The 13164-nt window shown below is 40.5% G+C and carries 11 protein-coding genes and 1 pseudogene; all 12 read left to right on the forward strand.

From position 1 onward, the window contains the following. The first annotated feature begins 6 nt into the window (after positions 1-6). Positions 7-906, forward strand: a complete 900-nt coding sequence (locus tag PQ511_RS15510; RefSeq protein WP_273852808.1) for a carbohydrate ABC transporter permease — start codon at positions 7-9, stop codon at positions 904-906. Positions 907-909: 3 nt separating this feature from the next. After that, on the forward strand, positions 910-1821 hold the full coding sequence (locus PQ511_RS15515) for a carbohydrate ABC transporter permease (protein ID WP_273852809.1): 912 nt from the start codon (positions 910-912) through the stop codon (positions 1819-1821). Positions 1822-1835: 14 nt separating this feature from the next. Continuing rightward, positions 1836-3182: a GH1 family beta-glucosidase gene (locus PQ511_RS15520; RefSeq protein WP_273852810.1), complete on the forward strand. Its 1347-nt coding sequence runs from the start codon at positions 1836-1838 to the stop codon at positions 3180-3182. Between the two features lie 16 nt (positions 3183-3198). Then, the gene (locus PQ511_RS15525) at positions 3199-4539 is read left to right on the forward strand and encodes a glycoside hydrolase family 30 protein (protein WP_273852811.1); all 1341 of its coding nucleotides are present in this window, start codon (positions 3199-3201) and stop codon (positions 4537-4539) included. A gap of 30 nt (positions 4540-4569) precedes the next feature. After that, positions 4570-7641: a carbohydrate binding domain-containing protein gene (locus PQ511_RS15530; RefSeq protein ID WP_273852812.1), complete on the forward strand. Its 3072-nt coding sequence runs from the start codon at positions 4570-4572 to the stop codon at positions 7639-7641. A gap of 169 nt (positions 7642-7810) precedes the next feature. Continuing rightward, positions 7811-8428 (forward strand): annotated as a pseudogene (locus PQ511_RS15535) (TerD family protein); the annotation flags it as partial. Between the two features lie 25 nt (positions 8429-8453). After that, positions 8454-9488 (forward strand): ATP-grasp domain-containing protein, encoded by a 1035-nt coding sequence (locus PQ511_RS15540; protein WP_273852815.1) that lies wholly within the window; start codon positions 8454-8456, stop codon positions 9486-9488. A 19-nt stretch (positions 9489-9507) separates the two neighbouring features. After that, positions 9508-10173, forward strand: coding sequence for a vWA domain-containing protein (locus tag PQ511_RS15545; RefSeq protein ID WP_273852816.1), 666 nt, complete (start codon positions 9508-9510; stop codon positions 10171-10173). Positions 10174-10419: 246 nt separating this feature from the next. After that, positions 10420-11025, forward strand: coding sequence for a TerD family protein (locus PQ511_RS15550; RefSeq protein WP_273852817.1), 606 nt, complete (start codon positions 10420-10422; stop codon positions 11023-11025). Between the two features lie 30 nt (positions 11026-11055). Beyond that, the gene (locus tag PQ511_RS15555) at positions 11056-11637 is read left to right on the forward strand and encodes a TerD family protein (protein ID WP_273852818.1); all 582 of its coding nucleotides are present in this window, start codon (positions 11056-11058) and stop codon (positions 11635-11637) included. Positions 11638-11705: 68 nt separating this feature from the next. Further along, entirely contained in the window at positions 11706-12284 is a 579-nt protein-coding gene (locus PQ511_RS15560; protein WP_273852819.1) for a TerD family protein, read from the forward strand. Between the two features lie 88 nt (positions 12285-12372). Further along, complete coding sequence (locus tag PQ511_RS15565; RefSeq protein WP_420541722.1) at positions 12373-13098, forward strand: TerC family protein; 726 nt, start codon at positions 12373-12375, stop codon at positions 13096-13098. The last annotated feature ends 66 nt before the right edge of the window (positions 13099-13164 follow it).

Below are 13164 nucleotides of genomic sequence, written 5' to 3' on the forward strand. Positions count from 1 at the left end.
GACGAGATGAAGAATCTGAACCGCTATGGCTATGCCTTTATAGCACCGTTTTGGATCATTTTTCTAATATTTAACATCTATCCCGTAGCATTAACCTTCTACTATAGTTTTACAAATTACAGCGGTAGTGGAACGGCAGAAGTAGTAGGCTTTGCGAACTACCAACGATTAATTGCTGACTCCTATTTTGTAGAGGCATTCTTTAATACATGGAAAATCTGGGGTGTGAACTTTGCCCTTCAAATTGTTATTGCTCTTATTCTAGCCATGATCTTTTCAGATGCGCGAGTGAAAATGAAAGGACTTTCATTCTTCCGCTCGATCTTCTACCTTCCAAATTTAATTACGGTCAGTTCGGTAGCTCTATTATTTGGAATTCTATTAGATTGGCAGCACGGATCGTTAAATATGGTTTTAATGAATATCGGGCTTATCTCAGAGCCGATTAACTGGTTGAATCAGCCAACAACGGCTCAATTGTCAGTATCTCTTATTCTTACGTGGATGTGGTTTGGCCATTCCTTCATTGTTGTTATGGCGGGTGTATCAGGAATTTCAACTGATTTCTATGAAGCTGCTTTAATTGACGGAGCAAATCGTTGGCAAACCTTCACCAAAATCACGCTTCCGTTATTAAAACCGATTCTTCTTTACATTATGATTACCTCGTTAATTGGTGGTCTCCAGCTCTTTGATTTACCGATGCTCTTAACAGATGGTATTGGATCTCCAGATGGATCGTTAAATACGATGGTTCTCTACTTATACAACCAGGCATTTAAGTACAACAATTATGGTTACGCTGCTGCCGTTGCATACGGTCTGTTTATTATTACAGTGATCTTCTCAGCAATTGTCTTTAAATCCATGTATGGCAACGAGCGTAAACAAGCGAGGCGGGTGTAAATCATGATCGACCGAACAGAAATCGAAAACAATGTCACGCCTGAACAACTGGCGAAAAGAACGCTGCTTCCTCAAGAAAAAAACGTGAAGAAGCGTCGCTCTATTGTGAAAGGGATCATCTATGCGCTACTCATTTTAACTGCGGTTATTTGCTTCATTCCATTTCTTATGATGCTCGTCAATGCCACACGTTCAAATGATGCGATTCTGACTGGGTTTACGTTAATTCCTGGTACGGCACTGATGGAGAATTATCACACAATGATGGAATACGTGAACATCTGGAATGGTTTTAAAAACAGTTTAATCATTTCGGTGCTTGTTACGCTTTTAACTGGCTACTTTTCAGCTCTAACAGCATATGGTTTTGCTTTTTATAGCTTCAAAGGGAAAAATTTCTTATTCGTTTTTATGCTAGTCATGATGATGGTACCAGGTCAGCTAGGTCTAATTGGCTTCTACGAGCTTTGTAAAAACCTTGGCATTCTGGATACGTTTATCCCACTGATTGTCCCAGCGATAGCGAGTCCATTCGTTGTTTTCTTCTTACGTCAGTACATTCAAACGACGCTTCATCCAAGTTTAATTGAAGCGGCTCGAATTGACGGAGCAAGTGAGTTACGAATCTTTCACACGGTGGCGATTCCAATTATGATGCCAGCAGTGGCGACAATGTCGATCTTTACTTTCATCGGCTCATGGAACAACTACATTATGCCGTTAGTGATTCTGTTTTCACCGGAAAAGTACACCCTACCAGTTTTGATGGGATTCCTAAAAGGTTCACAGGTCGCTCAGAATTTAGGTTCAATGTATCTCGGGATTGCGATTTCAGTTGTTCCAATCATGATCGCATTTCTATTTTTATCTAAATACATCGTTAGTAGTATTTCAGCAGGAGCTGTTAAAGAGTAGAGGAGTGGAAATCTATGAAATTCAATAAAGACTTTACGTTTGGAACGGCAACATCTTCTTATCAAATTGAAGGGGCACATAGTGAGGGAGGAAGAACCCCTTCCATTTGGGATATGTTCTGTGAGATCCCAGGTAAAGTGCATCAACAGCACAATGGTGACATAGCTTGTGATCACTACCATCGCTATGAAGAAGACATCCAAATTATAAAAGAACTTGGAGTAGATAGTTATCGCTTCTCCATTGCATGGCCACGAGTATTCCCGGCGAAAGGGCAGTACAATCCGGAGGGAATGGCATTCTACAAAAACTTAGCCATGCGACTCCGAGAAGAAGGAATTAAGCCAGCTGTTACCCTCTATCACTGGGATCTCCCAATGTGGGCACATGAAGAAGGCGGTTGGGTCAACCGAGATTCAGTCGATTGGTTCTTGGATTATGCAACTGTTTGTTTCCGAGAGCTTGATGGATTAGTAGATTCATGGATTACGCACAACGAACCATGGTGTGCTGGTTTCCTTGGGTATCATATGGGCGTTCATGCTCCTGGCCATACGAATTTAGATGAAGCTGTTCGCGCTGTTCACCACATGCTTTTATCACATGGAGAAGCGGTCCATCTATTGAAAAATGAATTCGCTTCGACGACATCCATTGGGATTACGTTAAATCTATCTCCCGTTTATCCGAAAACAGATTCAGTTAATGATCGGCTTGCGGCAAATAATTCAGATGGTTACTCGAATCGCTGGTTTTTAGATCCTGTTTTTAAAGGCAGCTATCCGGTAGACATGATGAACCTGTTTTCTAAGTATGTTCATAACTTTGATTTTATTCAAGAAGGTGATTTGCAGAAAATCTCCATACCATGCGATTTCTTTGGCATTAACTTCTATAGCCGTGGTTTAGTTGAATTTAATGCAGCCAATGATTTTATGACCCAGGGGGCACATTCTGATTACGAAAAAACCGGAATGGGCTGGGATATCGCGCCGAATGAGTTCAAAGATTTAATCAGAAGACTTAGAGATGAATATACGGATCTCCCAATCTATATTACTGAAAATGGTGCGGCTTACGATGACAAGGTGGAAGACGGTCGTGTCCACGATCAAAAGCGAATCGATTATGTTGAAAAGCACCTTCAAGCTGTTTCAGATTTGAATGAAGAAGGCATGAACATTCAGGGATACTATTTGTGGTCGTTGCTTGATAATTTCGAGTGGAGCTTTGGGTATGATAAGCGTTTTGGAATCATCTATGTAAATTATGAAACGCAGGAACGAATCTGGAAAGATAGTGCATTGTGGTATGCGGACATTGTAAAGAATAGAGGATCCGTTCTGCCGCTTAATGCTTAAAAGGAAGGGGCACTCTGTGAAAACAAAAACAGTGACTCATATTCAATCGGCTAGAGATAACGGAGACCTTCTTAAAGTTAAAGAGACACTAGAACTCTCCTCTTTCTCAAATGAAAATGCTACACAGATTAAGCTTAATCCAAATGAAACATATCAAACAATACGAGGATTTGGTGGTGCCTTTACAGAGGCATCTGCTCATACACTTTCTCTTATTAGCGAGGAGAAAAGGAGTGAAATACTCCATCGCTATTTTCATCCAGAAGAAGGACTTGGCTATCGCTTTGGCCGTACTCATATAAATAGTTGTGATTTTTCACTGGACAACTATGCATATGTGGAAGAGAATGATACATCTTTATCAACTTTTTCTATTGAGAGAGAAAAGAAGCTTGTCATTCCACTAATAAAAGATGCGTCTAAGGTAGCAGGAGATAATTTGTCCATCCTTTCTTCGCCATGGAGTCCTCCACATTGGATGAAAAGTAACCAGGATATGAATCATGGAGGTAAGCTACTTCCGGAATTTTATTCTACATGGGCGAACTATTACATGAAGTATGTTGAGGCGATGGAAGCGGAAGGAATCCCGATTTGGGGGTTAACGATTCAGAACGAACCAGAAGCAAAGCAAGTCTGGGATTCTTGTCTTTATACGGCAGAAGAAGAACGAGATTTCATTAAGAACCATCTTGGACCCACCATATGGAAGAACGGAAGAGACGACCTTAAAGTGATTATATGGGATCACAATCGCGACGTGGTGTTTGAACGTGCAAGCGCGGTGTTATCTGATCCAGAAGCGGCTCAGTACGTATGGGGAACTGGACTTCACTGGTATGTCTCAGAGGAATTTGAGAATTTATCAAAAGTTCACAATGCGTTTCCGGATAAGCACCTCATTTTTACAGAAGGTTGTATTGAAGGCGGGGTACAACTAGGTGCCTGGCATACAGGTGAGAGATATGCGCGGAATATGATTGGTGATTTCAATAATTACTTAGAGGCGTGGATCGATTGGAATATCGTGCTGAACGAAGAGGGTGGGCCAAATCATGTGGGGAACTATTGCGATGCACCCGTCATTGTCGATACGAAAACAGGTGATGTTCATTACAATAGCTCTTTCTATTACATTGGTCATTTTAGTAAATACGTTAAGCCTGGTGCTGTTCGTATTTCTTGTAGTGAACCTACGAAATGCGTGCAAACGACAGCGTTTCGCAATCCTGATGGAGAAATTGTTGTTGTAGTGATGAATGAAAGTGATAACCAAAGAAATGTGAACGTTAAGTTAGAGGAACAACTAGTAGCCGTCGAGCTGCCAGCTCATTCTATTTCCACAGTGCTTTTATAATCGCTTTAATTTTGAGGAGGACAATGATCTATGCGAAGTATGCTTCCCGTTCTGCTGGCCGGTGTTCTTGTTCTAAGTCCTGCTGTCTCAACTGCCGCCTCTAGTTTCGAGAAAGGAAAAGAAAACAATAAAAATGAACAGGTTGTAGTGAAACCTGTTCATCCTTCCGTAATGAAAGGGAAAGTTCATGGGACGACGAAAGTGAGAGCTTCTGTTCAAGATCGCTTTCATCTTGCGGTAAAAATTTCAAATGAGCCCATTCAGGCTAAGGTAGGCGAACCTTCACCTGCTGATCGAACTGTGACAAATCCATATATCTCTGGAACAGATTTGTCTGGTGTTGATGAAAAGATCAATAAGTTCGTTATGGTTTATGTACTTGATGACGAGAATAACATCGTCAATTTTAAAGAAATTACTTTGAAAAGAACCGACATACAAAAAGAAGAATGGAACCTCGTTTGGGAAGACGAATTTAACGGTGAGTCAATCGATGAAGACAAGTGGAATTTTGTCCAGGGCGGCGATGGCTATGGAAACAATGAATGGCAACATTACACCAATCGAGAAAAGAACGCTCGTGTAGAAGATGGTTCTTTAGTCATTGAGGCTCATAAGGAGCAATTTGGAGGAAACGATTATACGTCTGCAAAGTTAACGACTCAGAATAAAGGCGATTGGACATATGGACGTTATGAGATTAAAGCTAAACTTCCAAAAGGACAGGGAATATGGCCAGCTATTTGGATGATGCCGACAGATTATGAGCTTTACTCAGGATGGCCAGCAACTGGCGAAATCGATATCATGGAGCTTCTCGGTCATGATCCTGATACTGTATATGGAACTCTCCATTACGGTAAGCCGTGGAAAAATACAGGTGAATCCTATGATCTTCCTGTCGGTGATTTTTCAGATGAGTATCATACGTTTACATTAGACTGGGAGCCAGGCGAATTTCGCTGGTATGTAGATGGTATTCTTTACGCGAAGCAAAATGATTGGTTTACTAAAAACGAAAATGAAGCGGCGCCTTATACGTATCCGGCTCCTTTTGATCGTGACTTTTTCATGCAGCTTAACTTAGCTGTTGGAGGAAACTGGCCTGGTTATCCGGATGATTCAACGATTTTTCCAAACCAGATGCTCGTTGATTATGTGAAAGTATATGAGCTTGATGGTGAATACCGTGAAGCAGGCGAGCGACCGATAACAGAAGAAAGTGTTCAAGATTTACGCGAACCGATAAATGGGAACTATGTTTATAACGGTCAATTTGATACAAATCTCGAGTACTGGGATTTTCAACCCTTTGAACCATCCGATTTATTTGGTGGCGCAGGGGAAGTGTCTGTAGTCGATGGAGAAGCAAATGTGACCATATCTGATCCAGGCGACCAGCCATATGCGGTTCAATTTGTGCAGCCAAATGTACCATTAGAGAATGGTGAACGCTATAAGCTTTCATTTGATGCACGCTCAAACGGTGATCGTGGAATGGTTGTGAATGTTTCTGGTCCTGAACAGGGATTTGCAAGATATCTATCCGACAAAAGCGTAGATCTGTCTTCAAATTATCAAACGTATTCGTACGAATTTGATATGGAAAATGGGACAGATCCGCATTCTCGTATCGAGTTCAACATGGGGCAGAGTTCAGATTTACCAGTTTGGATTGATCATGTCAGTCTTGTTAAACTGCCAAAGGATCCGAATGCGCCGAAACAAGTTCTTCCTACTGGTAACTATATTTACAACGGAACATTTGATCAAGGAACTGACCGAATGGTTTTCTGGGATCTTGAGAAGGAAAGAAAAGCGAAGGCAAGTGCTTCTGTAGGTGAAGCGATTCCATCTCGTGAAATCACAATTGATGTTAAAAAATCGAATGAACTTCAGGATGTACGTCTCACTCAGGATAAACTGAATGTAGAAGAAGGTGTTTACGTTCTGACCTTCGATGCAAAAGCGGATGAAGCAAGATCAATTGGAGTACGACTAACAAATGAAGAACATTCACATGATTACGTTAGTGATAAACAGATTTCCGTTACAGAAGAGATGCGCTCTTATCAAGTGTTCCTGGATATGAAAGAAGCTGATCCTAAGACAGTGTTTGAATTTTTGTTAGGTGGCAATAGCCGTACGAGTGTAACGATTGATAATGTCGAAATGAAACGCGTAGCGGCACCTGTTAAAATTAATGGTGTTACGAAAGTAGAAGCGGAAGATTTTCAAGCAATGTCAGGTGTTCAAGTTGGAGAAGATGGCAAAAGTGTTGGCTGGATTGATGAAGGCGATTGGATGCAGTATGCCGTAGATGTGAAAGAAGAGGGCAATTATACTGTGCGTTATCAAGTCGCTTCAGGTCGAGATGGAGCTAATATCACACTGCTTAGTAAAGCAGGGAACGTGTACGATGGCACACGAGAAATGGGCGAAATTCTAGTTGAAGAGGCCGATCAATCGACCTCGATGGACGTCGCCCAAACAGGTGGATGGGGAACGTGGAAGACGGTTACTGACACCATTTATTTAAAGGAAGGTCTACAAACACTGCAGGTTAATGCTGCTAATTTGAACTTGGATTGGTTCTTCCTTTCCCCGGAGCAATCAGCTTCTGATACAGTTGTAAAGAATGGTGATTTCTCTAATGGATTAACGAATTGGGGATCATGGTGGGGAGATCAGTGGAGCGGTATAGCTGAAGGCGAGATCGCTCATGAGGACGGGCAGATGAAGCTCGTTGTTTCAAAAACGGGTGATCAGTCATATAGTCCTCAAGTATTCCAAGAAAACCTTTTCCTAGAAGAAGGAACAACATATACGGTATCTTTTGACGCCAAAGCTTCGGTAGCAAGAGAGATCAACCTTGTCATCGGTGAACCACTAACCTCAGATCCTTGGTTTATTCCATTTATGGAAACAAAAAAAGTTTCTATTGGTGAAGAAACGGAAACGCATATCTTTACTTTCCAGATGGATCAACCAACAAGCGTAAATGGCAAAATTGTATTTGAAGTTGGGAAAATGGATGGTGAGGCTACGCCGTCAACGATCGTGTTAGATAACGTAGAGATAGTGCCTGTCACCACCCGATAAAGTTCAAGATTTGTCGAATAAAAAGAGTTAGACCAGTTTATTATCTGGTCTAACTCTTTTTCATTCCTCTTCTATCCAGTCACCAATTATTTTTTTGACGAATAAAGGAGTATTTTGAAGTCTGTCGAATGTTTAAAATTGGAATATCATTTTATAGTTTTGGGGTGGCAGAATGATTGAATTGAAGAAAAAGGGAGATTCCATTAATCTTTCAAAAACAAGCATGCCTTTAGGAGAGATTAGGGTCAATCTTAATTGGAGTGTAGGAAGCAATGAGTCATCCGGATTTCTTTCTAATTTGTTTAAAAATAAAAAACAACATCAACATACAGACCTCGATCTCGGCTGCCTTTTTGAACTAAAGAATGGAAAAAAGGGGTGCGTGCAAGCATTGGGGGATTCCTTTGGATCCTTTGATCAAATCCCTTACATGCAATTAGATGCAGATGATCGAACGGGTGCAGTCACTGGTGGAGAGAACTTACGAATTAATGGTGGTCGTATTTCAGAAATTAAGAGAGTGCTAATCTATTCGTTTATCTATGAAGGAGCTACCAACTGGTCCGAAGCGGATGGGGTTGTCACGTTAACATACGATAACGGGGAAGATATTACTGTGAAGTTAGATGAGCATCGCAACGGACAAAATATGTGTGCGATTGCCATGATCGAAAATATCAACGATAAAACATTTAAAGTAAGAAGACTTGTAGAGTACTTCAGTGGACATCAACAAATGGATCGGGCCTATAAATGGAAGATGAAATGGACGGCAGGATCTAAATAGTTTTCACACAAAAAAGGGGCAGAACATGACAAAAATTTGGTTTAATCGATGGTTTACAACGGTTGCACATTACATAGAACTAATTCGACAGAATAATGATGGCAAGATGTTCGAAGTGTATGGCTCACATCCAAATGAAGATGCTTTATATTTAAAGTATTGCGATCATGCCTTCGTAGAACCTGACCAAAGTGGTCAGGATTACGTTGACTATTGCCTACAAACCTGTATCGAAAAGAAGATCGATTTGTTTATCCCGCGTAAAGAAAACGTCCTCATCTCAAAGAACCTTTCGAAATTCCACAACATTGGTGTAAAAGTTCTCGTATGTGATGCAGAACTAATGGCTCTTATGGACAACAAAGCGGCCATGTACCAATCCATTCTTATAAAAGAAAAAGAGCTAGGAAAATCAATTGTGCCTCTTCCGGATTATGTGGTTGTGAATAAAGTGGAAGATTTCAAAAAAGCGTATCATTACCTTCGGGAGAAAGGTCATACCGTTTGTTTTAAGCCTGTTATCGGTGAAGGTGCGAACGGTTTTCGCGTAATAAAAGAGGAGCACGAAACGATTGAAGAGCTTCTTACTGGAGGGGTGTCGAGAAGGATTTCATTTGAACATGCGTGCTCAATATTGAGTCAGCAAGAATCGTTTCAGGATTTAATGGTTCTTGAGTATTTAGATGGATATGAGTATAGCATTGACTGCCTAGCGTTTAATGGCGAACTACATCTGGCCATCCCTCGAAAGAAAGTCGAGGGAAGAGTAAGAGAACTTGAGAACAATGAAGAGTTACTCGAAATTGCTCGGGCGATTCACAAGGAATATAACATCGATTATATCTCGAATATTCAAGTTAAGTTCAGTGGTGGCATACCCAAGCTTCTTGAAATTAACCCAAGGATGGCCGGGGGTCTGAACATTAGTTGTTTATCTGGTGTAAACATCCCGTATGAAGCGATTAAATTACTTCAAAATGGCGGTGATCTCCCTCTTAATTTAAAGCCGGAAATGGGTATACGTGCTAGCCATATCGAAAAAGAAGTTGTTCTTTCTTAAAAATAAAGGAGGTATTCTCATGAGTATTACCTTAATGAAAAAGAATGCTGGGATTGTTTTAAAGAAGAAAAATCTTGACCAGGTTGTCGCAAGAGTTGGCCTTGTGCTAGATATCAGCGGATCAATGCGAAAGCTATATAAAGAAGGTACTGTACAAAAAGTAGTCGAGCGGGTTCTCGCTGTTGCGAGTCAATTTGATGATGATGGCGCGCTAGATGTATGGGTATACGATAACGAGTTTAGCCGTTTAAAGCCGGTAACAGAATTTGATTTCGAAGGATACGTAGATCGTCAAATTCTTTCGAACGATCTCGTTCATAAGTTTGGTAGAAACGATGAACCGCTAGTAATGGAAGATGTGATTAGTAAATACATCAAAGAAGATCCTTCTCAGGAACCTGTGTTTATTGTTTTTATTAATGATGGGGGTTGTAAACGTGGCATTAAGAAAGCCATTGTAGAATCTTCAGACCAACCTCTTTTTTGGCAGTTTATTGGAATAGGAGATTCTAATTTTGATGTGCTAGAGAAATTGGATACCATGACAGGAAGGTTCATCGATAACGCCAACTTCTTCCATATAGAAGATATTGACCGGACAAGTGATGAAGTATTGTACAATAACCTTCTAAATGAATTTCCAGAGTGGTTGAATGAAGCAAGAGAAAAGAGTGTCATACAGTAGCGTTAACAGAATCGACAAAATCTTTTCAATTTATGAGATTTCACGAGGGGTTAAAGGATTCATTTTAGCTGAAAATATGTTAGTTTTAAATAGAAAGAATCTGTTTTTGCAGTTAAAAAGAATTTTTTTGTTGAAACATGAAACTTTCCGAAGTTAGGCACGTATTACAGTATAGGCAACTAACTATAGAATTTAACTCGCACATTATGAGCATTCATTTAAATCTACTAACAGGAGTGAAACGATTTGACAATTTCTTTGCAGAAAGGTCAACGAATTGACTTAACGAAAGGAAATGCCGGCTTATCGAAAATTTTGGTTGGCCTCGGTTGGGATCCAGTTGAACAAAAGAAAGGCGGTCTTCTAGGTGGTCTTTTTGGAGGCGGAAGCGGTGGCGCAAACGTCGACTGTGATGCATCGATCCTGATGCTTGAGGACGATAAGTTAACTTCTAAGAAAGATTTAATATACTTTGGGAATTTAAAAAGTGCTTGTGGAAGTATCAATCATACTGGTGATAACTTAACGGGCGCCGGCGATGGTGATGATGAACAAATCATGGTTGATCTTAGCAAAGTACCACAACGTATTACCAAATTAGTATTTGTGGTTAACATTTATGATGCAGTAAAACGTAACCAGGACTTCGGGATGATTCAAAATGCGTTTATCCGCGTAGTAAATCAATCCAATCAAGAAGAGATGCTTAAATTTAACCTCACAGATAACTATTCTGGTAAGACAAGCCTATTCGTTGCAGAAATCTATCGTCACGGCAGTGATTGGAAATTTGCTGCTATTGGAAATGGAACGAACGATGCTGGCTTAAGCGACATTGCTAAAAAATATTAAACTACTAACATACTAAAGGGGATGACTAGCATGGCTGTATCATTATCTAAAGGACAAAAAGTAGATTTAACAAAAACGAATCCAGGTCTTTCAAAAGTAATTGTAGGACTTGGCTGGGACACAAATAAATATGATGGCGGAAATGACTTTGATCTTGATGCAAGTGTTTTCCTACTAGATAGTAACGGTAAATGCTCATCTGATAAAGATTTTGTTTTCTACAATCAGACAGAAGGCGGCAGCGGTTCTGTTGTTCATACAGGAGATAACCGTACAGGTGAAGGTTCAGGAGATGACGAGCAAGTTAAAGTTAACCTCCAAGATGTACCTGCTGAAGTTGAAAAAATCTCATTCGTTATTACCATTCATGATGCAGAAGCGCGTAATCAGAACTTTGGTCAAGTATCCAATGCTTTTGTTCGCATCCTAAACGAAGATTCGAACGAAGAGCTCATTCGTTACGATCTTGGAGAAGACTTCTCAATTGAAACAGCAATCATTGTAGGGGAACTTTATCGTCATAGCGGTGAGTGGAAATTCTCAGCAGTAGGTTCTGGTTATCAAGGTGGACTTGCTAGAATTGCAACTGATTTCGGTTTGCAAGTCGGATAAATTCTTCTTTTGGCAAGAGGGACGTTCCCTCTTGCCATTCCAATATAAACGCGAATTGGGGGATCACATTGGGAATTCAGCTATCTAAAGGACAGAGAATTGACTTAACAAAAACAAATCCAGGACTCGTTAAAGGTCTTATCGGCCTTGGTTGGGATACGAATAAATATCAAGGTGGATCTGATTTTGATTTAGATGCATCAGCATTTCTAGTAGATGCCAATAATCGCTGTCAGGATGACCTGGACTTTATATTTTATAACAATTTGGAACACCCAAGTAAATCCGTTATTCATACAGGAGATAACCGCACGGGTGAAGGTGAGGGAGACGATGAGCAGCTGATTGTCGACTTCTCAAAAATCCCAGCTCATGTTGATAAGATCGGTATTACGGTGACCATTCATGATGCAGAATCGCGTCATCAGAACTTTGGACAAGTTTCGAATGCCTTTGTTCGTCTTGCGGATGAATCCACTGGAGAAGAATTATTGCGCTTTGACCTTGGTGAAGATTTTTCAATTGAAACGGCCGTTGTCGTTTGTGAACTGTATCGCCACGGAAGTGAATGGAAGTTTAACGCAATCGGAAGTGGGTTTTCAGGTGGCCTCGCTTCACTTTGCAGAAATTATGGCCTTGAGGTTTAAGGCTTAGCTAGTTGACATTAGGAGGAAACATCAAGTGGAAATTTTACAAGAAATTCTAAACACATATGCCTCTTTCTTTGATTGGGAAATGTGGGGAGAAGTTTTAACAGACCCTGTTGCATGGGGGCTTATTGGTACGTTAGTTCTTCTGGAAGGGTTATTATCAGCCGATAACGCACTGGTTCTTGCCGTTATGGTTAAACACCTTCCGCCAGAAAAACGCAGAAAAGCTCTAACGTATGGTTTGATCGGTGCTTACTTCTTCCGATTCTTATTTATCGGTATCGGTATGTATCTTATTAAATTTTGGTGGATAAAACTTTTTGGTGCCGCATACCTTGCCTGGATTGTGATTCAACACTTTAGAAGTAAAGGTGAGGAAGAAGGCGCAGAAGGTATGAAAAAGGATACGTGGCTTGTACGCACATTTGGATTGTTTTGGGCCACTGTTATTTCAGTAGAATTAATGGATATCGCGTTTTCTGCTGATAGTATCCTAGCTGCTTTAGCTATTTCAGAACAAGTGTGGGTACTGCTTCTTGGAGGAATGATCGGTATCCTTCTTATGAGAACAGTAGCAGGCGTGTTCCTTAAATTAATTGAGAAAGTGCCTGAAATGGAAAATACAGCATTCGTATTAATTGCGATCATCTCCGTAAAGATGTTCCTTAGCGTGTTCCATATTGAAGTTCCGCACGTTGCTTTCTTTGGTATCATCGTGCTTGCATTTCTTGGAACATTTGTTGTTCATTACATTAATAACCGGAATCGTCCTTACGCAGAAGAAACAGCATCAGCAAAAGAGAACGAATAGTAGAAAGAGGAGGAGACGCGGGTGCTCTCCTTCTTTTTTATACAATGAAATCAAAATTTTAGTATG

The sequence above is a fragment of the Guptibacillus spartinae genome (genome assembly GCF_028610625.1).
GTDB lineage: Bacteria > Bacillota > Bacilli > Bacillales > Guptibacillaceae > Guptibacillus > Guptibacillus spartinae.